At 61.9% G+C, this 20,392-nt stretch carries 17 protein-coding genes; 9 read left to right on the forward strand and 8 right to left on the reverse strand.

Annotation, left to right across the window (positions count from 1 at the left end; translation table 11 throughout):
• Nucleotides 1–82: 82 nt before the first annotated feature.
• From HZC36_16000 to HZC36_16020, 5 genes are all read right to left on the reverse strand, one after another.
• Nucleotides 83–2,296, reverse strand: a complete 2,214-nt coding sequence (locus tag HZC36_16000) for a DNA translocase FtsK 4TM domain-containing protein (protein MBI5708487.1) — start codon at nt 2,294–2,296, stop codon at nt 83–85.
• Between the two features lie 260 nt (nt 2,297–2,556).
• Nucleotides 2,557–2,910, reverse strand: coding sequence for a VOC family protein (locus HZC36_16005; protein MBI5708488.1), 354 nt, complete (start codon nt 2,908–2,910; stop codon nt 2,557–2,559).
• Nucleotides 2,911–3,162: 252 nt separating this feature from the next.
• Nucleotides 3,163–4,605 (reverse strand): CPBP family intramembrane metalloprotease, encoded by a 1,443-nt coding sequence (locus HZC36_16010; GenBank protein ID MBI5708489.1) that lies wholly within the window; start codon nt 4,603–4,605, stop codon nt 3,163–3,165.
• Nucleotides 4,602–6,560, reverse strand: a complete 1,959-nt coding sequence (locus HZC36_16015; GenBank protein ID MBI5708490.1) for a hypothetical protein — start codon at nt 6,558–6,560, stop codon at nt 4,602–4,604. Before HZC36_16015 ends, HZC36_16010 begins: the two co-directional genes overlap by 4 nt.
• A 276-nt stretch (nt 6,561–6,836) precedes the next feature.
• Nucleotides 6,837–7,592: a ThuA domain-containing protein gene (locus HZC36_16020; protein ID MBI5708491.1), complete on the reverse strand. Its 756-nt coding sequence runs from the start codon at nt 7,590–7,592 to the stop codon at nt 6,837–6,839.
• A gap of 63 nt (nt 7,593–7,655) precedes the next feature.
• Here HZC36_16020 and HZC36_16025 point away from each other — a divergent pair, with 63 nt between their 5' ends.
• The gene (locus HZC36_16025) at nt 7,656–8,321 is read left to right on the forward strand and encodes a DUF1080 domain-containing protein (protein MBI5708492.1); all 666 of its coding nucleotides are present in this window, start codon (nt 7,656–7,658) and stop codon (nt 8,319–8,321) included.
• A gap of 208 nt (nt 8,322–8,529) precedes the next feature.
• Here HZC36_16025 and HZC36_16030 read toward each other — a convergent pair whose 3' ends face one another.
• Both HZC36_16030 and HZC36_16035 read right to left on the reverse strand, forming a co-directional pair.
• A complete protein-coding gene (locus HZC36_16030) occupies nt 8,530–10,131 on the reverse strand; it encodes a DUF4445 domain-containing protein (GenBank protein MBI5708493.1) in 1,602 nt (533 codons plus the stop codon).
• Nucleotides 10,121–10,870 carry a DUF1638 domain-containing protein gene (locus HZC36_16035; GenBank protein ID MBI5708494.1) on the reverse strand — a complete coding sequence of 250 codons (750 nt, stop codon included), beginning with the start codon at nt 10,868–10,870 and terminating at the stop codon, nt 10,121–10,123. Before HZC36_16035 ends, HZC36_16030 begins: the two co-directional genes overlap by 11 nt.
• Before the next feature lie 241 nt (nt 10,871–11,111).
• Here HZC36_16035 and HZC36_16040 point away from each other — a divergent pair, with 241 nt between their 5' ends.
• The 3 genes from HZC36_16040 (at nt 11,112) to HZC36_16050 (ending at nt 14,151) form a co-directional block, all read left to right on the forward strand.
• The gene (locus HZC36_16040) at nt 11,112–11,738 is read left to right on the forward strand and encodes a corrinoid protein (protein MBI5708495.1); all 627 of its coding nucleotides are present in this window, start codon (nt 11,112–11,114) and stop codon (nt 11,736–11,738) included.
• A gap of 6 nt (nt 11,739–11,744) precedes the next feature.
• Complete coding sequence (locus tag HZC36_16045; protein MBI5708496.1) at nt 11,745–12,824, forward strand: hypothetical protein; 1,080 nt, start codon at nt 11,745–11,747, stop codon at nt 12,822–12,824.
• Nucleotides 12,825–12,996: 172 nt separating this feature from the next.
• On the forward strand, nt 12,997–14,151 hold the full coding sequence (locus tag HZC36_16050) for a hypothetical protein (protein MBI5708497.1): 1,155 nt from the start codon (nt 12,997–12,999) through the stop codon (nt 14,149–14,151).
• Nucleotides 14,152–14,208: 57 nt separating this feature from the next.
• Here HZC36_16050 and HZC36_16055 read toward each other — a convergent pair whose 3' ends face one another.
• A complete protein-coding gene (locus tag HZC36_16055; GenBank protein MBI5708498.1) occupies nt 14,209–14,859 on the reverse strand; it encodes a PEP-CTERM sorting domain-containing protein in 651 nt (216 codons plus the stop codon).
• A gap of 255 nt (nt 14,860–15,114) precedes the next feature.
• Here HZC36_16055 and HZC36_16060 point away from each other — a divergent pair, with 255 nt between their 5' ends.
• The 5 genes from HZC36_16060 to HZC36_16080 all read left to right on the forward strand — a co-directional run bounded on the left by HZC36_16060 (nt 15,115) and on the right by HZC36_16080 (nt 20,327).
• Nucleotides 15,115–16,302: a hypothetical protein gene (locus HZC36_16060; GenBank protein MBI5708499.1), complete on the forward strand. Its 1,188-nt coding sequence runs from the start codon at nt 15,115–15,117 to the stop codon at nt 16,300–16,302.
• Complete coding sequence (locus HZC36_16065; GenBank protein ID MBI5708500.1) at nt 16,299–17,384, forward strand: hypothetical protein; 1,086 nt, start codon at nt 16,299–16,301, stop codon at nt 17,382–17,384. The genes HZC36_16060 and HZC36_16065 overlap by 4 nt, the downstream gene beginning before the upstream one ends.
• Nucleotides 17,385–17,394: 10 nt before the next feature.
• Nucleotides 17,395–18,288, forward strand: coding sequence for a homocysteine S-methyltransferase family protein (locus HZC36_16070; GenBank protein MBI5708501.1), 894 nt, complete (start codon nt 17,395–17,397; stop codon nt 18,286–18,288).
• A gap of 41 nt (nt 18,289–18,329) precedes the next feature.
• A complete protein-coding gene (gene deoC, locus HZC36_16075) occupies nt 18,330–19,007 on the forward strand; it encodes a deoxyribose-phosphate aldolase (protein MBI5708502.1) in 678 nt (225 codons plus the stop codon).
• Between the two features lie 87 nt (nt 19,008–19,094).
• Nucleotides 19,095–20,327, forward strand: a complete 1,233-nt coding sequence (locus tag HZC36_16080; GenBank protein MBI5708503.1) for a Gfo/Idh/MocA family oxidoreductase — start codon at nt 19,095–19,097, stop codon at nt 20,325–20,327.
• Nucleotides 20,328–20,392 lie beyond the last annotated feature (65 nt).

Raw genomic sequence — 20,392 nt, forward strand, 5'->3', positions numbered from 1 at the left:
TTGCCGGTCGTCCATGTTTGTCGAGATGGAGTTATCCGATCTGCCACGGGGCACGTTGCGAAGGAGGTGCGTAAGTACTTCCCTACGCCCCAAAATCCTCGTCGTCGGGCGTTGGGCCCGTGTCGTACCGCATCGGCACGCCGCTCAAGTAGCCCTCCACCTCAGAGGCGCTGATGAGCACTTCTCGAGGCCTTGGGCCGTCTCGCGGACCCACGATCCCGCGCTCTTCCATGGTGTCGAGGAGCCGCGAAGCCCGCTGAAAACCGATGCTGAACTTGCGCTGAAGCATGCTCGTACTGGCCTCGCCTCGGTTGACCACCCATCGAACCGTGTCTTCCCAAAGGGCGTCGGGGCCCTCGTCGTCGCCGCCTCTGGTTCCTCCGTCCCTCTGTCCCTCGGACGCCGAAAAGGCCGCGGGATCGATAGCGTAGTGCGGCTTCTCCTGTTCCTTCCAGTGGCCTACCACCCGCTCGATCTCTTTTTCCGACACGTAGCAACCCTGGATTCGCGAGGGCTTGCTGGCGTCGATCGGCATGAACAGCATGTCGCCCATGCCGATGAGCTTCTCCGCGCCGGCCGAGTCGAGGATGGTCCTCGAGTCGATCTGGGAGGTGACAGAGAAGGCGATTCGCGAGCTGATGTTGGCTTTGATGGTGCCTGTAATGACGTCCACGCTCGGGCGCTGGGTGGCGACCACCAGGTGTATGCCCGTCGCGCGGGCAAGCTGTGCCAGACGCGCAATGCTCGTCTCAACCTCTGCGGCGGCTTGGATCATGAGGTCGGCGAGCTCGTCGATGACCAGTACGATGTAAGGCATCTTCTCCTGGAAGCTCGCCTTGCCGTTCCAGCCCTCGATGTTTCGGACCCCGGCATCGCTGAACACGTCGTATCGGCGGTCCATCTCCCTCCAGAGCGCCCGCAGGACGCCGGGAGTCTGTTTCACGTCCTTGACCACTGGGCACATGAGGTGTGGCAGCCCCTCGAAGAGCGTGAACTCGACGCGCTTCGGGTCGACGAGCACCAGGCGCACGTCCTTGGGCGTGTTGCGCATGACGAGCGCCATGATGAGCGACGCGAGGCCGATGGACTTGCCGCTGTTGGTGGCGCCGCCGATCAGCAAGTGGGGCATTTTCGAAAGGTCGGTAAAGCGGTTCGCGCCCCCCACGTCTTGGCCGAGGGCAATGCATAGTCGAGAGGCGTGGTCGCGAAAGTCCTTGGTGTCCAGCATCTCGCGCAGCGCGATGCTGGAGCGGTGCGCGTTTGGCACTTCGACGCCGATAGCGGCCTTTCCAGGGATCGGAGCCTCGACGCGAACGTGCGACGCGGCCATGTTCATCGCCATGTTGTCGGCCAGCGCCACGATGCGGTTGACCTTGATGCCGGGGCCAAGCTGAACCTCATAGCGGGTGATGGTCGGACCCGTGGCGACCTCTACGACGTTGGCCTCGATGCCGAACTCCTCCAAGGTGGATTCCAGTATCTGGATGTTCTGCGACATCTCCTGCGGCGAGCGGGTGGGCCTGGGCTTGGGCTCATCGAGCAGGCTTAGCGGCGGCAACGTGTAGCCCTCTTTCGGGCCAAGGTCGGTTTCAATTCCGAGCGTCGGTTGCTCCAGGTCCCGAATGACCGGTTTGGGCTTGGGCCGTTCGGTGGGCTGCTCGTCGGACTCAGACTCTGGGACCTGCGCGACCGCTCGGCTTTCAAACGGCCGTTTGGTTGGGCGCGCGGGGACCTTGCCCGCTTGCTTCTTTGGCTTGAGCTTCAGGGCCTGGGCTCGCTCTGCAAGCGCTCCCAGTATCGCGTGAAGGGGCATCTGGAAGCAGAGCACCAGCCCGACCATGCCGAGCGCGCCAAGACCCACGGGCTTGGCCTTTCCCAAAAGGGCTTCAAGGGCCCAGCCAATGACGGCGCCGACGAGTCCGCCGGACTCCCCGGCCACGATCGGGTCGAAATAGTCGCCCTGGCCCGCTCTTGCGATTGCGCCCAGAAGCGCAAAGAACAGGAGCCCAAGCCCCCAACCCAGTCGCAGGCGGTCGGAGTGCCGCTTGCCTGCGATGAACCCAATACCTAGGAGCGCCGCATAGGCGGCCACGCCCCACGAGCCCACCCCAAAGAGAAGCTGGAAGAAACTGCCGATGGCAGAGCCGAACAGCCCGGCGTCCGCGGTCCAAAGGGCGATGCCGATGGTGATCCCTAGGGCGAGCAGGACCACACCCCACAGGTCCGCAACGCGGTGGCTGGGAGCAGCAGCGCGCTGACGCCCTGCCGTAGTCGGCTTCCGGGGTCGGGTCTTCATCCGTGTGATCCTATCATGCCATCCATGGCACGATGCGAATCATTATAGCTTGAGGAATCGGGGAAGCTGGGCCATCCCCCTCCTCTTGCACCGGAGGAGAGGAGGGGTCATGGGTCGCAGGTCGCAGGTCAGAGATAGCGGAAGGCCCCCTCCTCCCGCCCTGGAGGAGGAGCGGGCTGGCGGTGGAGGTTCCGGGGTATGGGGTCCAGGGTTTGGGGTCGCGGGTAGCAGGTCGCAGGTCGCGATTAGTGGAAGGCCCCTTAGGCCGCCGCGAACTGCACCAGCCCGATCGGGTTGCCGTCCGGGTCCTTGATCTCCGCGCCGAACCCGACACCTGGAATCTCATACCGTTCGCGAACGACTTGACCTCCCGCCGAGCCGGCCTTCTGCGCCGTGGCCGTCACGTCCTCGACCTGAATCCAGATCGCCGTGAAGCTGGCTGGGGTCACCGAGTCGGTCTGAAAGAGCCCGCCGACGTGGTCATCCCCCGACGCGAAGACACGCATGGGCCCGAACTCCCGAAACTGCCAGCCAAAGGTGGCCTCAAAGAAGCTTTGCGAGCGGTCGAAGTTGGTGCATTCGAATTCGATGTGGCAGACAGTGTTCATGGCCATGGTCTTCTCCAATTGGGTCGGAAGTGCATTGTAAGCCAATCCACTGGATTGGGAATTGTCCTGACTTGCGAAAAGTGGTGCGTGTCTCCACCCCCAGACCCCCTCTTCGTTTTGGCAACAAAGGGGTCCCCACGCTTCATCCCTTCATCACCTCGATTCACCAGTGCCACGATGCCTTAAAGCCCTCGAGCTTCCGCACCGCTTCTCCCTTCGCCCAGCACCCCGCACCCCTTCCTCTTCCTCCGCCGGTTATCAGTAAGCCAAGAGCTGCAGCAACACCATCGCGTTGTGCAGCACGTGCAGGAGGATGGAAGGAACCAACGACCGGGTTTGGTAGGCAAGCATCGCGCTCATCGCGCCGACCGTCGCCAGGGGCAGCCAAGCGGGGATTCCCGTGGGGTGGATAGCCCCGAAGAGCAGACTCGAAGCCACGATCGCCCAAACCGGCTTCTTGAAAAGACCCTCGAACGCGGGCAGCAGAATGCCGCGAAACAAGATTTCCTCGAAAATCGGCCCCAGCACCACCGCCGTCAGCCCGAAGCAGACCCAATTCGCTGTGCTCTGCCCACCCTTGAAAACCTCGACCAACGGATGCTCAGGCGGGGGCAGGCTCCTTAGGAACATAAAGGAGACGGACTCGGCGATGATGAGCAGCGGCTGGAGTGCAGCAAGGCCGCACAGCGACCATGTCGCATAAGTCGCGAACGAGCTTGCGCGAAACCCTAGCGCGTGGAGGATGGAAACACCGCGGAGCGGCTGGCCATGGAGTACCGCGAAGACGACGGCCAGGGTGAGCACCGTCGAAACCAGCGACCTACCCGGCATCGTCAGTGTCGACGCTCCTGCGAAGTGCACGACGGTCCCGATCAGGTTGAACAGCGCGAAAAAGCCGACGGCGATCAGAGCAAAGCGGTCCGACTCTGCAAAGGAAAGTCGTCCGGCGGGGTGCCCCAATGGCGCCCACTTGCCCTTGCGCCGCTGAATCGAATAGGTCACCAAGAGGATGCCTCCGGCGGCCAACAGGAACTGCAGCCCCAGCAGGGATCCTCCATAAAGCATGATCTTGCCAAAGGGAAGCTCGCGCTTGCGGGCGCCCTTGTCCCCGGCAAGCTCACCGGCGTGCACCCGAGCCATCGTCCAGGCGAACCCCTGCCCGACGAGCTTGGGTACGGTTTCCTTCGCCAGATTCGGCGATGGAGCAGGTTCGGCGTAGATCACCGCCGCAGCCTGGAACGCAGCGTCCTTCGACCGCTTCAGCGCGGCCACGGCCTCGGGTGGAACCTTGGACCGCTGCTCGCGCCGGATCGCGGCGAGCAGCAGCGCCGCCTCTGGCTCGGTTTTCGACGGAACCGCCAGCGTTTCCGCCGCGCCGTCGAGCATGGACAAAAACTGCTTTCGGTCGCGCTCCTCCGCTTCGATAGCCGCCTTCTTCCCGGGCGTCATCGGCCCCTCTTGAGACTCCTTTGGGGACAATCGCTCGAGCCATTCGTGCGTGTAGACCGCCGATCGGAGGATCTGCTCCTGGTTGGAGTATTTCGGACCCTCCGCCTTGCTCCGGCTGAAGTAGCCCGCGGTCTGAGCCACGACCAGGAAGCCAAACAGCAAGACGACCAGGATCCAGCCGATCGGCGGGGGCTTGGGGCCACTCGGCTCCGGCGGCTCAGGTGCCGACAAATCGAATTCAGGAAGGCTCACTGGGCCCCGAGCCCCCGCTCTCCGAAGCTGATCGTATAGGTGCTCTGACGGGTGATGATTGCCATGACCATCCAAATCGCATCCGCGGCATATTCGGCCACCAAAATGCCCAGCGCCGCGTCGCGAAGCTTGTCATACCCCTTCAGGCCGTAGTAGCGCTGGACAAAGCGCTTGATGAGGAGCACCACGAGGATGCCAAACCAGTAGTAATCCACCCCGAAATTCATCGCCAGCACGTAGCCGGCGGGGTGCAGCGGGAACGCTGGGACGCGGAACCGCACAAAGTCGAGCAGCGCCACTACCGCGAACCCGAACACAGTCATGGTGATGCCGATGACATCGGGTCCGTGGCGGTTGTTGACCATGTTCTGAAGGTAATAGAGCCCGTCGTCCCATCGCCGGTACTCACCGGTCCGATAGCTAAAGACGTGCAGGAAGAAGTAGGCCAGGAGCAGGGCCACAGCGCTCGATGCAAAGGTGAGGCCGAAAATGCGCTTGAGGTTGAGCCCCTCCATTTGGCCCATCTTCAGGGTCTCGAGCTGGTATGGCTGCGGATGAGTGCGATAGATCCGGTTCATGATGATGAACACTTGGTTCACCCACACGGCCTGGCGGTTCGTGACCCACTGGTTGCCCAGGAACCGGTGCATGATGCTGTTCGGCCCAAAGAACGCGAACTCGTGCGTTGGCGGCCCCAACTGGGCCCGGATGCGGGTCAGCACGAAGCTGAACACCAGGAACAGCCCGAAGTAGGGGACCATGTAGGCTACCGAGAGCGAGCCGACCAGCCCATACCAGACCACCACGCCAAAGGAGAACAGAAGCATCAGGAAGGCCCAGCGGTGGGTGATGCCCCCATCATCCTCCTTTTCCCCTGTCCAGATGGCACGCCAAACGCCCCTCAGATAGGAGCGAGATACCCACAGCGCGCCGAGGAACATCGCAATCACACCACCCCAGGTCTGTTCGTCGAAGTAAGGCGGCCCGGGCGAGATGTAGGTGCCGGCAAACGTCCCCTGGGGATAGCCGTAGGAGGCCAGAACCACGTGCGTCGCCTTTCTGAGCAAGAAGAAGAAGACCAGGCTGAAGATCAGGTCATTCGGCATGAACACGGCGATCGCAGCCATGAACGGGTAAATCGAGATGCTGAACTGCCCGATCTGGTTCCAGGGCGGCTCGGTGAAGATCCAACTGATTTCGGCGAGGTCCTTGACCGGCACGCGGGGAAGGTTCGGATACAGGAAGTTGAAGCCGTTTAGGATGTCGATGGCGAACATCACCCCGAACGCGATCCACATGGTTTTGGAGCGCCACATCGGGCCTGCGCCGCCCTTCTCGTTGATCGCGACGGGGAGTTGGATCAACGGGAAGGTGAGCCGCTCGGTCTTGCACCAAGCCCCACGCATCAGCGAGTTCACGCAGTAACAGGCCAGGCTGATCGCCAAGAACAGCCCCGCCCAACCCAGATAGAGAGGCCAAAAGATGGGGAGTTTGCCCACCACGTACCAGAAGCCGCGCCCGCCGTGGGCGATGTCCATGACCTTGTCCGGGTCCTTGATCGCCAGCCAGTCCGGCATTTCCTTGAGGAAGTACTTTTGGATCGTGGGGTCTTTCGCGCCATCCACGGCGAACATGTGCATCGCCGAATGCTCGACCCAGGCCCATTCGGACCCCACCGCTGAGCCCACGCTCAGGATGGCCCAAATCACCAGGAAGTCGGGCTGATTGAAGGCCAGCCTCGGGGTCCAAAGACGGAGCGGAAGGTTTACAAGCGCGAGCAAAAGCATCGCGCCAACCGGCGCCACCAGCAGCGAGAACATCGAGGAGTACTGCTGGTTCGCGCAGGCAAAGACTACGAAAGGCAGGAGCACGAACGCGGCTACAACCGCCCGCCCCCTGATCCGCTTGAAAGCGGGCTCAGGAAGGGGTTGTGCGGCCTGGTCGGGCTCGGTCATGGCTACATGGAGTGTTCGGGGTGGATGGGTTCAATCCTGCCTGTGTTGCCTGGGGCGCAGGAGCAGCTTGTTTCCATAGCGCCTCACTAAATCCCCCGTCCCTTGGAGGGCGAAGCTCCGTCCGAGCCGACCAAGGCTATAAGCTCACTCAGAGGCGCGCCAAAAGCCAAGGACCCGTTGTCAGGCTGACACCCGAGCCTATTGCAGAGATTGGCAACCGGGCCGAGTCTGGAGACTCGCGCTCCTCGGCCCGCGAGACCGTTCATGGGATCAGCCTCACGGTGCTTTTCGCTTGCTCTTTCCTGCCGCCCACTCGATTCCCTTCGCAAGGCTCTGCATGAACAAAGGCTCAGCGTAGGTCTCCTTTACGTGGCCCATGGCGTTGTACCAGGCCCTTCCGCCGCCGTATTCGTGCTTCCACATGATCGGGTGGTCGCCCATGCCCCCGCCCTGGTAGGTGCTCTCATCGAGCGAAGCCAATACGTGGACCTGGCCCCTAGGATTGCTCCGAAAGCTGTACCACTCGTCGCGCCGCTTCCAGAGCTCGGGAAGCATCCTGGTGCTCGGATCATTGCGGTCTTCGACCTTCGTCACGGCTTCTTGGATGGCCGGGTGGCTTTTGAACCATGCGCCCACCAGCTTGCCGTACCAGGGCCAGTCGTATTCCGTGTCACTTGCGGCGTGAATGCCAACATAGCCGCCGCCCCTTTTCACAAAGCCCTCGAAGGCGGTCTGCTGATCGTTGTTCAGACAGTCGCCGGTGGTGCATTCGAAGATGACCACATCGAAGCGTTGAAGGCTTACCGGGTTGAACACGGAAGCGTCCTCCGTGTGCTCCGAGGTCCACTTCAAGTCCGCGCACATCTTCCGAATCGCCTCGTGGGCCACGGGGATGCAGTCGTGGCGGAAGCCGGCGGTCTTTGAAAAGACCAAAACCGAAATCGGCTTGGGTTGGCTCCTGACCCTCTCAGGGAACTCTCCGAACTGGGGATCCTGGCCGACAGCAGAGGTCAAGACAGCGGCAAGAAGCATCGAGATGGCCATATCGTAGTTATAGCGCAACGAAAGCAGACAATTTGGGGTCAAAATGGCGACATGATCGCATTGCTCGCTGCAACCGTTCTTCTGCAAACCGACAACATGCTCACTCCGGCAGAGGTCAAGGCCGGCTGGCAGCTTCTTTTCGACGGCAAGACCACCAAGGGTTGGCACAACTTCAAGGCCAAGGGCGTAAAGCCCGGCTGGACCGTCAAAGACGGCGTGCTGACCAGCAGCGACCCCGGCAACGCCGGTGACATCGTCACCGACGAGCAGTTCACTTGGTTCGAACTGCAGCTCGACTACAGGAACACCGTCGGCGGCAACAGCGGGATCATGTTCCGCGTCGTGGACGGCGAGGAAACCTGGCACAGCGGCCCCGAGGTCCAGATTTATGACTATCAGGGCGCCGCAGGCGCGCAAAAGACCGGGTGGCTCTATGAGCTTTATCCCGGTGAGAAGGAAACCACCAACCCGCCCGGCCAGTGGGACCACCTTCGGCTGCTCGTTTCACCCGAGAAGTGCCAGACCGACATCAACGGGGCGAAGTACTACGAGTTTGTGATCGACAGCAAGGACTGGTGGGACCGGGTAGCCAAGAGCAAGTTCTCTGAGCATCCCGAGTTTGCCAAGGCCAAAACGGGTTCAATCGGCATCCAGGGCGACCACGGCGTGGTCAGCTTCCGAAACATCAAGATTCGGAAGATCAAACCCAGAGGCTAGTAGCCATCTCAACATCCTGGACGACGTGTACCGGAGGAACTGAGGGACAAAGGAACGAAGGGACGCGGACCTGTAGCCGCAGAGCCTGCCCCGACTCGTCGGGGTCTTTAGCCTGCGTCCGGGCATTTATGAGATAGCTTGGTGCCTATCAGGCCGGTTTCAAAGTCGCTGAACCCTCATGACGCTTCTTCGTCATGGGGGTTTTTCTTCATGGCAGCGACAGTTGGTCCAGATAAGTGTCTTCGAACGTCGGGTCCAGGTTGAGTTCGACAACCTCCACGCCGTGCCGAGCCAAGGAAAGTTCATTCAAGGTGTTCATGTCCAGCAGACAAAGGGTGGCTCCGGCGAGCGACGTGTTGCCCACCAGTTGGATTTGGCTCTCTGTGAACCCGGGAAGTAGGCCGCAGCCAATGGCTTTGCCCAAGTCCAAGTGCATGCCGAAACCGCCGGCAAGGTACAGGGTCTTGACGTTCTTCGGCGACATCCCCTTGCGTGCGAGCAACGTGAGGATTCCTGCCGCGATCGCGGCTTTGGCTTGCAGAAGTTTGGCGACGTCGCCTTCCGTGACCACAATTGGACGCTTGCCTTGGCCGTAAGCCAGCCGAAGGCTCACGCCGTGGTCGGAGGGCATCTTCCAGGCGTCGAGCCCCTCCACCTCCTGAATGCGCCCAGTCGGGCTGAGCAGCCCAACGCGCCGACCCTCTGATAAAAAATCCACATACGCCGAGCCGCAGATGCCGGTCGGTTTCATTCCGGGCGGGCCTATCTTCTCGACCGTGACGCCCAGGGGATCGGCGGAAAGGTGGACGTAGGAGATTGCTCCCTCACCGGCACGGATACCGCATTGGAGCCCGCTGCCCTCGAATGCCGGACCTGCGGCGGTAGCGCAACCGAGCACATGCCCGTCCACGTTCAGCAGGATCTCGCCGTTCGTGCCGACGTCTACTAATAGGCTTGGCCCTTCGTCGTAGAGCAAACCCGATGCGAAGAGCCCGGCCGTCAAATCCGCGCCGATGTAAGCCGCAATCGAAGGCAGCAGATGAACAACGGCCCCGGGTGGATCCAGGCCCAATTGACCCGCCTCGAAGGGAGCCTGCTCCAGAAAGGCAGGTGTGAAGGGGGCGAAGCCGAGCGGCGTCGGGTCCACTCCCATCAAGAGGTGCAGCATCGTCGTGTTCCCGGCGATGGAAAGAGCCCTGATTCTGCTCGAATCGGGTGCGGCTTCGGCGATCAGCGGCTTCAGCGTCTCCTCGACAATAGCCTTCTGCAAGAGGCCGAGCATCGTCGGATCGGTCGAGCACAAGTTGATTCGTGTGAGCACATCGTCGCCAAAGTGCATTTGCTTGTTGAATCCCGAGGCTCGGCCAACGACCTCCCCACGGCTTAGGTCCAGCGCCTGAATCGCGATGGTGGTCGTCCCGATGTCGATGGCGACGCCAATGCCTTCTTGAGCCACCGGATCCTTCGCGATGGGAACGTTCACCCGGTAGCTGTCGAGAACCTGTGGCGCGTAGGCGAGCCGCGAGCGCTGAGGCACCCTGAGCACCAGCAAATCGCCGCTCGGCTTGTACCGGCAGCCCTGCAGTTCCATCGGGGAGTCTGGCGTGACTTCAAGTTCGCCGCCATCGACATGCTGCAGGGAACCCTGAATCACATCCACCATGCACCCTGCGCAAAGGTCGCGCTCGCCGCAACGGGTGTTGAGCGGCAGATTGAACGACCTGAGGATCTGTGCGATCGACCGATTTGCCTGATCTGCGCCGAGCACCAATTGCTCGGTTTGCTCTTCTAGCTGCACCTCAATGCGCATCGTTCGGCACCGCCTCGATCACCCGCTCGTCGGCTGTCAGCCGGAGGGTCTGTCCTGCCTCCAGAACCAGGAACCTGTCGGAGTCCCAATCCCCATTCAAGAGCGCCTGTAACAAGCTAGGATCGCCTTGCTGCCGGTCGAACGCCCAGCCCAGCCACGTCGCGCACTTCTGGGTGTAGCGAATGTCCCGCTCGGTGGCGCCGGGACCGAGGTCCACATAAGTCGCCCGGTCATACGTCGAAAACCAGTGCTGCTCGGTCTCCATCAAGAACTCGGCGTTGTCCTCGCCGTACTTCTCGACATACTCGCCCTTCAGACGGTTGTAGCGCTCCTCCCCTGGTGGGATGTGGTGGCGGTTCCAGCCGGGGCTGTACCAATAGGTCCCAGGGTTCTTCCTGACGTATTCGGCGTAGCGCTCCTTGCTGCCGAGGAGGAGCGTGATGCAGTCGTGAGCCCGTGATATCACCAGCTTGGCACGGCGCGACGTCACGCCCTCGGTGCCCCGGCTGCAGAGCCCGTAGCCCAGGACAATGGCCTCGGCGTCCGTCTCCGCCTCCACCTTGTCGATGGCGGCCTGGAGGTCGCGGCGCAGACGGTCCGGCTCGTTGTGCAGTCCCTGGGGCATCAGGTCGATGCGCAGAATGTGCGATAGACCCTGGGCAAAGTGGGCCACCTCGTCCTCCAGCACCGCGCAGGTGATCACGACGGTTCTGGGTTTTGGGTTCTCAGGCGGATTCATGTCGCTCTCTTCTTGTTCGGCACGCGTCGTGGCCCCACCCAGAGACCCACAAGCTGATTTTGGTTCAACCCAGCCCCTACATGCCGGATTTCTATACTTTACAAAAATGGAACCTTTCAGTGTGCTCCTGGCACAATCTCGCAAGATAGACTGAACGCGCCATCACCCACGGGTGCCACTAGCGCTCGGGCATCGGCCAGGGGCACTAGAACCAAGCTCGCGGGAAACTGAGCGAAGCACTATGAGCGAACATCAACCCCTCACCGACGCGGTCGTCAAAGGGGACCGCGGCACTGCCACCCAACTCACCCAGTCCCTTCTCGACTCCGGCACACCGCCGCAAAACGTTCTCGCCAGCCTGGTCGAGGGCATGGACATCGTCGGCGACCGATTCCAGCGCAACGAGGCCTTTGTGCCTGAGATGCTGATCGCCGCTCGAGCGATGAAAGAGAGCATGGCCATCCTGGAGCCGCATCTGGTCAAGGCCGGCATCCGCCCCGAGTACACAGCCGTCATCGGCACGGTTCAAGGCGACCTTCACGACATCGGTAAGAACCTGGTCGCGATGATGTGGCGCGGCGCGCATTTCAATGTCGTGGACTTGGGCACCAACGTTTCGGCCGACAAGTTCGTCGAGGCGGCGCGCGACAACAACGCCCATCTTGTGGGCTTGAGCGCCCTGTTGACGACGACGATGCCGGCGATGAAGGACACCGTTTCGGCCATCCGGTCAGCTGGACTTTCGTCGAAGGTCATGATTGGAGGCGCTCCCATTACGCAGGAGTTTGCCGACTCGATCGGGGCCGACGCCTTCGCTCCCGACGCCGCCAGCGGCGTGGACATCGCGCGCAAACTTTTGACCGCGTAAACCGTTATGCGACAGACGCTTCTCAGCAGCCGAGAGCGTGTCAACCGCATGTTTCGGCGTCAGGACCACGACTGCGTGCCGCGCGCCGACAGTTTTTGGACGGAGACGGTGGAGCGCTGGCGCAACGAGGGGCAGGAGGGCGATGTCTCTCAGATCCTGGGCGCCGACTTTCGGGGCCTTTGCTGGTCCGATCCCAGACCTTGGCCCGGACAGAGGCGACTGGTCTCCGAGGACGGCCGCACCCAGACCTACGTGGATGAATGGGGCAACACCGTCCGTTACTGGAAGCACCGTTCCGGCACTCCCGAGCATGTGGGCTTCGGCTGTACGAGTCGGAGGGCCTGGGAAGAGACCTTCAAACCGAAGCTTCTTGAAGCTTGGCCGTTCGTGAACCCTTGGGCGAGCGAACGCGACTGGATTCAGGGCCAACGCAACGGTCTGTGGACCTATTTCGCGGGCCTTGAGACCTTCGAAATGACGCGCAGGCAGCTTGGCGACGAAGAGTTCTTGATCAGCCTGATTGAGGACCCCGAGTGGATGCGCGATGTCTCGGAAACGATGACGAACTTGGTGCTCCGCGACTTCGAGCTTCTCCTTTCAAAGGGAATCCAGCCCGACGGAATCTGGATCTATGGCGACATGGCCTATCGTCGCGGCCCCATGTGCGGGCCAGACATGTATCGCGAGCTGATCTGGCCCGACCACAAACGGATGGCCGACTGGGCGCACGAGCGGGGCCTGCCGTTCATCTTCCACACCGATGGCGACGTGAACTCCGTGGTCGACCACTATATCGAAGCCGGGTTCGATTGCCTGCAACCGCTAGAGGCCAAGGCCGGGATGGATGTTAGGCAGCTTGCCCCCAAATACGGCGAAAAGCTCGCTCTCTTTGGAAACATCGACGTCATGGTGATGGCCTCGAACGACCGCGAGGCCATCGAGCACGAGGTCGTCTCCAAGCTCAAGGCCGGCATGGCGACGCACGGCTACGCCTATCACTCGGACCACTCGGTCCCCCCCGCCGTGAGTTGGGAGAGCTACCAGCTTGTTATGGAGTTGCTGGATAAGTGGGGGAACTATGAGTAAACAAAGCGATGGGCGATACGCGATGCGCGATGATAGGGTTCAGGGTCTGGGGCGCAGGGTGCGAGGTGTTCGGGTTGTCAGGTCTTCAGATGTTCGGGGACACATCGCTCCTCGCTCTTCGCTCTTCGCCGATCCCCCATCGTCAATCGTCAATCCCAAATCGTGAATCCCCATGACTGACCGCGCACGCTTTCACGCCACGATGACCTACGCGCCGCGCGACCGGGCGCCCATCTGCGACTTTGGCTTCTGGTCCGAGACCATAGAGCTCTGGAAGGGCCAGGGCCTGCCGGAGCACTGGAACGAGTCCACCACCTCGGACTTCTTGGGCATGGATCGTTACGACGGCCACATCGGCGTTAACGACTGCCTCGACCCCGGATTTGAATGGGTGATCCTGGAGGACCGTGGCGACCAAGAGGTGGTGCAGGGGCACGACGGCGTGCGCGTGCTGCGGCACAAATTCATGAGCAGCATCCCCATGCACGTGGGGCACCTCCTCACCGATCGAGAAAGCTGGAAACAGCACTACCTCCCCAAGCTCGACCCGCACTCGCCAAGGCGCTTCCCCGCCACCTGGGATGAGCGCGTAGCCCGCTGGAAGAACCCCAACCGTCCAAACTGCCTGACCCTCCCGGGCGGAAGCCTCTACGGCTGGATCCGCAACTGGATGGGCGTCGAGGCGGTGTCCTACGCGGTCTACGACGACCCGGCCTGGTTCGAGGAGATGGTCGAGACCGTGTTCCAGCTCATCTACAGCGTCCTCGAGCGGGCGCTGGAATCGGGCGTGAAGTTCGACAACTGCGGGATGTGGGAGGACATGTGCTACTCCGGCGGACCGCTGCTGGGTGTGGACCACTTCCAGCAATATCTGGTCCCGCGCTACAAGAAGCTGACGGAGCTGCTGAACAAGCACGGCGTCCACATCATCTGGATCGACTGCGACGGCAACATCGAGAAGCTGATCCCGATGTGGCTGGAGGCGGGGGTCAACTGCATGTTCCCGATCGAGGTGGGCACTTGGGGCGGCGACCCGGTGGCGATGCGCAAGGAGTACGGCAAGGATCTCCTGCTGATGGGCGGCTTCGATAAGCACATCCTGGCCGGACCACGCGAAGGGATCAGGGCGGAGGTCGAGCGGCTTACGCCGCTGGTCGAGGAGGGCGGCTTCATCCCGTTCTGCGACCACCGCGTGCCTCCCGACGTGTCGCTAGCGGATTACCTTTACTATCTGGACTTGGCCCGGAGCCACTGGGGCAAGGGTGTGAACCTGAAGCCGGTGTATCCGGTTTGGGACACGCTGAGCGCCGAAAGCACAAGGAGTTAAGACACGTGGCCCCCCTCGCCCAAAGGCAGGTGGGCCACGTGTCAGGTTGCAGACGCCCTAGCGTCGCCGTCGCGCCAGGAGGAACGCTCCAAGTCCGAGGACTGCAAGGCTGCCGGGCTCTGGAACCGCGGTCAGCGAGAAGTTGTCCACGTGTATCCACGAGATGTCGCCGCCGGTGGGAGCGCATTGTACTGTCAGGTACGAAGCGTTTATGCCGGCGGTGAAGGTCGTCGTAAAATACTGCCAACCCGAGCCAGAAATGCCCGTGCCAGTCGTGTAGACCTGAGTCCCAAACGAGGTGGCACTGGTCGAAATGCCAATATCGACGGGTCCCGTCCCTGGCCGAATGGCGGTTGTCGCAGCGGCATAGAAGCTCAGCGTGTAGCTGGTCCCGTTCAGGATCGAACCTGATAGGTCGAACGAGAACGCGTCGGTTCCAATACCGGTCGCCATGCCTACTTTCCAACTGCCGCTTTGGGGAGCAAAACCATAGGTCGAGGTCGTCATGATGTCGAGTTCACCGCCGGAACCGTATCCCGTGGTGTTGCTCATGGTCGAAGTGAAGCCGCCGTTCGACAGGTTGTACATGTCGCCACTGGCGGAGTTGCTCTCGAAATCCCCGTTGAGGATCATGTTGGCACTGCCAATCGAGGCGGAGCCAACAAGTAATAGCGTTGACAATAGCAACGCAAAACTGCGCATCTTCATAGTGTCTCTCCTTAAGGGTCACGGGATTCAAGGCCGAATCCCAGCGCCGTTTCATTGTAGGGCCAGTTCTTCAGTAATGGTCAGGGAATCTCCAGAAGACTTGATCAATCAGTATCGAACCTAGTGATTTTGCCAGGTGAAGTGAGCAAGTTCCAGACTTCGGACGCCAGGCATGGGATGCCCATAGCCCTGCCCATACAAAGCTAACAAGGGAGAGAATCGCCGGAGCCTTGACGGGTATACAGGGTGGGCACCATGTCTGATTCGAGCAAGAGGCTTGAAGGTGCTCGTTTCGCTGCCCACAACGCGGAGGTAGACGCCGTTTGGACCGCCTATCGAGCCGAAAAGCCGATCCGCGTGCCGATGATCCTCGGCGTCAACACCCGTTACACCACCTTTGGCCACCCCGCCAACCCGGACGGAATCACCCTTCAAGAGTGCTTCGAGAACCCGGACAAGATGCTCCAGCGCCAGCTCGAACACCTCGACTGGTGCGCGCACCATTTGATGCAGGACGCACCGATGGGCCTTCCGGACAAGTGGGGTGTCTATCCCGAGTTTCAGAACGTCTATGAGGCCGCGATGTGGGGCTGCCCGATCCGGTACTTCGACTATCAGGTCCCCGACACTGACCCAATTTTCACCGGCGAGGAAGGAAAGAGGCGGTTCCTCGAAGCGCCCCGGCCCGACCCGTTTGAGAACCCCTTTTCACGCCACGCCTGGGCGATGCACGACACCATGAAGGCGAAGGAAGTGTCGGGCTTTGAATACAATGGCAGGCCGATCTCGGTGGGCGCTCCTAGCGGCCTCGGCACCGATGGCCCCTTCACGATGTGCTGCAACCTGAGGGGAACTACCGACTTTTGTGAGGACCTTCTCCTCGAGCCTCAAGCGGCTCAAGCGATGTTGGAGAAGGCCACGACCTTCATCATCGAGCGGATTCAGGCCTGGCGCAAGCGCCTCGGCCAGCCACTGAAGACGCAAGGCTGGGGGTTTGCCGACGACTCGATCGCGCTGGTCTCGACCGACGAGTACGTACGCAGCGTGCTCCCCCACCACCAAATCCTCATCGAGGCGTTCTCAGAGGGAGGGCCGAACAGCATCCACCTGTGCGGCGATGCCACGCGGCACTTCCCCACCCTTCAGCGCGAGCTCAACATCCAGAGTTTCGACACGGGCTTTCCCGTAGACTTCGGGAGCCTAAGGCAGGTGCTGGGGCCTGGGTGTGAGGTGTTAGGTGGGCCTTCAACGCCGTTCCTCAAGATGGCGAGCCTCGAAGATGTGCGCACCGAGACTCGGCGAGTTTTGGAGTCGGGGATTGCCGAGGGTGGGAGGTTCATCCTGAGGGAGGGCAACAACCTGCCGCCGGACGTCTCGCCCGAGAAATGCGCGGCGATGTATGAGACGGTGCGGGAGTTCGGGCGCTATGGGGTGGTTGCATGACCGAGCGTGAGAACTTCCTTCGGATGCTGGAGCGAAACGACCCGGACCACTTGCCCCTCGACGTCTGGGTGACCGAACCTGCCCTGGACATGATCGAAGCCCACCGGGGCACCCGCGACCACTACGCAGCCCTCGGTCTCAGCGTGGAGAACGTGGGGCCCCGTTACCCGAGCGACACCGACGAATGGCGCGCCGCCTATTCCGAGCTTGGCGTCGAACTGAGCGAGGACGCGGAGATCGGCTTTGCCGGGCTCGTGCACGACGTCCCACCGCTCGAATCGCTCGGCGCGGCCTACCACATGAGGGAGATGGTGCACCCTTTGCGGACGGTGGACTCGGTGAAACAGCTAGTGCGGCTCCCGTTCCCGAACGTGGACGATCCGCGATGGTATGCGGACATCCCGGCGCAGGTTCAAAGGGTCCAGGGCGCGGGGCGCGCGGCCATCGGGCAGATGCACTGCACGATCTTCGAGTTGAGCTGGTACCTGCGCGGCATGGAGGCGCTGTACATGGACCTGATCGACGGCACAGGGATCGCCGATTGGCTGCTCGATTGGTTCACGCACCGCGCCTGCGTGGCGATTCGGCACTACTGCGCCGCCGGGGTCGATGTGGTGTTTTTGGGCGACGACGTGGGCACTCAGCGAGGCATGATGATGGCAATTCCTTTTTGGCGCGAGCACCTGAAGCCCAGGCTCGCCAAGGTGATCGCCGAGGTCCGCAAGCACGAGACCAAACACACGTGGCTTGCTTATCATTCCGATGGCGACGTCACGCCGATCGTCGAAGAGCTTATCGAGATCGGAGTGGAACTGCTAAACCCCGTGCAGCCCGAGTGCATGGACGTCTTCGAACTGGCTTCGAGGTTTTCCGGGAGACTGGGGTTCTGGGGCATGATCGGCACGCAGACCACGATGCCCTTCGGTACACCGGACGACGTGCGCCAGACCGTGCGCAGCCTGCGACGCCTTGCCATGCTCGGCGAGCAGGTGGTGCTGGCGCCGACGCACGTCATCGAGCCCGACGTCCCTTGGGAAAACCTAGCGGTGCTCGCCGAAGAGGCGAAGGTACCGATCTTCTGAAGGAGTACACATGAACTGGCTCACAAAGGCTCTGGACCAAGGCCCTTTCCTGCTCGACGGCGCAATGGGCTCGATGCTCTTCAAAGCAGGGCTCAAGCCGGGCGAATGCGCCGAGCTGTGGAACGTCGAGCAGCCTGAAAAGGTGCGCGCGATCCATAAGGCTTATCTGAGTGCGGGTTCGATGGCCGTGACAGCAAACACCTTCGGCGGAACGCCCGATGCGCTCGCACGCCATGGGCTCGAGACCCGGTGCGAAGAACTGAACGCCGCCGCCGTTAGCGTGGCCCGTGGAGCAGACGCTCAATCTGCCTTTCGCGTCCTCGGCGACCTCGGCCCCTTCGGAGGCTTCCTGGAACCCCTCGGCGAGACGACCCTTCCCGAACTGAAGAATATGTTCGACTACCAGATCGGCGCGCTCCATGAAGCGGGTGCCGACGGCATCATCATCGAGACCATGTCCGACCCGCAAGAAGCGGCAACCGCGGTGCATGTGGCTCGAGGGTTTGGCGATTGGCCCGTCTTGGCGACTTTAGCGTTTCAGAAAGCTGGGGAAGACTTCCGCACGATGATGGGTTCGACGGTTCCTGTAGCGCTTGGCGCGGTGATCGACGCGGGCGCCGACGTGGTGGGGGCGAACTGCGGCACGGGGTTGGAGTTGGAAGATTATCTTCGGCTCGCGGAGGCGCTGGTCGCGGCTGCGGGACCAGTTCCGGTCATTTTGCAGCCGAACGCGGGCGCACCCAAGCAGGTGGACGGCGCAGTGGTCTATCCGGCCACACCCGAGCAGATGGGCGCCTGGGCGAAGTCTGCCCGGGATGCGGGCGTAAAGGTGATCGGGGGCTGCTGCGGCACCACGCCCGAGCACCTGAAGGCAATGGCGGAGGCGCTGAAACGAACGGCGTGAACACGTCCGAGACCCCCTACACCTACCTCGACATCGCCAAGATGATCGACCATTCGCTGCTGAATCCAGCCTTGGACGACCCAGCGATCGCCGAGGGTTGCGATCTCGCGATGGCGTTCGATGTGGCCAGCGTGTGTGTGGTGCCCTACGCCCTAGCTCAGTGTTCGAAGAGGCTCGAAGGCTCAGATGTACTGCCCACGACCGTTGTGGGATTCCCTCACGGCTCCCAAACCACCGAAGTGAAATTGGCGGACGTCTCGCGGGGGCTTCGGGACGGAGCAAAGGAACTCGACATGGTGGTCTGCATCGGCAAGGTGCTCTCGGGGGATTGGGGGTACGTCGAGCGCGAGATCGGCCAGGTTCTCTCAGAGATCCACGCCGCTGGAGCGAAGCTGAAGGTGATCTTCGAAAACGCTTATCTGCAGGACGCGCACAAGATCAGGCTGTGCGAGATCTGCGGAGGGCTCGGCGTGGACTGGGTGAAGACCTCGACCGGCTATGCCCCTGGAGGCGCGACCGACGAGGACCTGAAGCTGATGCGGCTGCACAGCCCGCCGAACGTGCAGGTCAAGGCGGCGGGAGGGGTTCGGACGCTCGATCGGCTCCTGGAAGTGCGGGCAATCGGCGTCACCCGATCCGGCGCGACAGCGACAGTGACAATCCTAAACGAGGCCCGTTCACGGCTCTCTCTGCCGGCCATTCCATGGCCGGTTGGGTGAGGTTATTCGAACCGATCTTGCAAGCCATGGCGTCCAGAATCACGTCGCTGAGCGGGCATGTGAGACAATATCCCCATGCCCACTGGTATGACGCGACGCGATCTCTTGATTGGAGCCGGTGCTTCAGTGCTCGCGCCCGGGGGGCTTCGTATCCTGAGAGACGGCCCCGACCTCGCACCCCAGACCCCCGACCCAGGACCCCAAACCCTCAACTCCAACCCCGTCGGCTGGGCGATCCTCGGCATCGGGAGCTACGCACAGAACCAGATCATGCCGAACTTCGCGGCATGCAAGAACGCCAAGCTCGTCGCGCTGATCAGCGGCCACCAGGCCAAGCTGGACAACTTCGGTGACAAATACGCCATCTCCAAAAAGAACCGCTTCCTTTACGACCAGATGGACTTGATCAAGGACAACCCCGAGATCGAGGTTGTCTACGTGATCACGCCGCCTTCGACCCACCCGGACTTCGCCATTCGCGCAGCCAAGCTGGGAAAGCACATCTGCTGCGAAAAGCCCATGGCGCCGGCCGTCGCCGACTGCCAGAGGATGATCGACGCCTGCAAGCGGGCCGGAAAGCTGATGCAGATCGGCTACCGATCGCAATACGAGGCGCACAACCTGCGGGCCATCGAGATGTGCCGCAAAGGGGAAATTGGCAGAATCAAGTCCTACCTTTCCGAGCATGGGTTCAACATCGGGCGCGGCCAATGGCGCACGCAGCGCGCGCTGGCGGGCGGCGGCTCGATGATGGACATCGGCATCTATTCGCTCCAGGCGCTGCGGTATCTCTCCGGCGAGGAGCCGATCGAAGTAACCGCCAAGATCACCAATCCGCCGAACGACGACCGGTTTGTGGACTGTGAGGACGACGTGCGCTTCACCTTGCGCCTGCCGAGCGGCATCGAGTGCCACGGCGCGGGCGGGTACTCCTGGTCACCCGGCAAAAGTCGGTTCGAGGTGGTCGGGGAGAAGGGGACCCTGCTGGGCGAGCCGGCAACGCCTTATGGGGGGCACCGCCTGACCCTACTTGCATCAGGCGAGAAGCGAGAGGCGAGAGGCGATGAGCCATCCGCGATCGCCTACTTGCCTTTCGACAGTCCGGATTCGCCTCTTGCCTCTCGCCTTTCGCAACAACTCCCCATCACCCCCAACAACCAGTTCGTCGCGCAGATCGAGCACTTCTCGGAGTGCATCCGCACCGGCGGCAAGGTGAAGACGCCCGGCGAAGAGGGACTACGCGACATCAGGATCATCCAGGCGATCTATGAATCGGCTGCGAGCGGGAAGCCGGTCGCTTTGAGCACGAAGACGGGATGAAGGGATAAGGTGATGATGGGCTGAGCAACCAGTTCCTCAGCTCCTCAACTCCTCACCACTTCATC

The sequence above is a fragment of the Armatimonadota bacterium genome, from assembly GCA_016223145.1.
GTDB lineage: Bacteria > Armatimonadota > Fimbriimonadia > Fimbriimonadales > Fimbriimonadaceae > Nitrosymbiomonas.

Excerpts from the sequence above, each read along its gene's own strand:
- HZC36_16000 (MBI5708487.1), bottom strand. The coding sequence starts at position 2,296 with ATGAAGACCCGACCCCGGAAGCCGACTACGGCAGGGCGTCAGCGCGCT.
- HZC36_16005 (MBI5708488.1), bottom strand. The coding sequence starts at position 2,910 with ATGGCCATGAACACTGTCTGCCACATCGAATTCGAATGCACCAACTTC.
- HZC36_16015 (MBI5708490.1), bottom strand. The coding sequence starts at position 6,560 with ATGACCGAGCCCGACCAGGCCGCACAACCCCTTCCTGAGCCCGCTTTC.
- HZC36_16020 (MBI5708491.1), bottom strand. The coding sequence starts at position 7,592 with ATGCTTCTTGCCGCTGTCTTGACCTCTGCTGTCGGCCAGGATCCCCAG.
- HZC36_16025 (MBI5708492.1), top strand. The coding sequence starts at position 7,656 with ATGATCGCATTGCTCGCTGCAACCGTTCTTCTGCAAACCGACAACATG.
- HZC36_16030 (MBI5708493.1), bottom strand. The coding sequence starts at position 10,131 with ATGCGCATTGAGGTGCAGCTAGAAGAGCAAACCGAGCAATTGGTGCTC.
- HZC36_16035 (MBI5708494.1), bottom strand. The coding sequence starts at position 10,870 with ATGAATCCGCCTGAGAACCCAAAACCCAGAACCGTCGTGATCACCTGC.
- HZC36_16040 (MBI5708495.1), top strand. The coding sequence starts at position 11,112 with ATGAGCGAACATCAACCCCTCACCGACGCGGTCGTCAAAGGGGACCGC.
- HZC36_16045 (MBI5708496.1), top strand. The coding sequence starts at position 11,745 with ATGCGACAGACGCTTCTCAGCAGCCGAGAGCGTGTCAACCGCATGTTT.
- HZC36_16050 (MBI5708497.1), top strand. The coding sequence starts at position 12,997 with ATGACTGACCGCGCACGCTTTCACGCCACGATGACCTACGCGCCGCGC.
- HZC36_16055 (MBI5708498.1), bottom strand. The coding sequence starts at position 14,859 with ATGAAGATGCGCAGTTTTGCGTTGCTATTGTCAACGCTATTACTTGTT.
- HZC36_16060 (MBI5708499.1), top strand. The coding sequence starts at position 15,115 with ATGTCTGATTCGAGCAAGAGGCTTGAAGGTGCTCGTTTCGCTGCCCAC.
- HZC36_16065 (MBI5708500.1), top strand. The coding sequence starts at position 16,299 with ATGACCGAGCGTGAGAACTTCCTTCGGATGCTGGAGCGAAACGACCCG.
- HZC36_16070 (MBI5708501.1), top strand. The coding sequence starts at position 17,395 with ATGAACTGGCTCACAAAGGCTCTGGACCAAGGCCCTTTCCTGCTCGAC.
- deoC (MBI5708502.1), top strand. The coding sequence starts at position 18,330 with ATGATCGACCATTCGCTGCTGAATCCAGCCTTGGACGACCCAGCGATC.
- HZC36_16080 (MBI5708503.1), top strand. The coding sequence starts at position 19,095 with ATGACGCGACGCGATCTCTTGATTGGAGCCGGTGCTTCAGTGCTCGCG.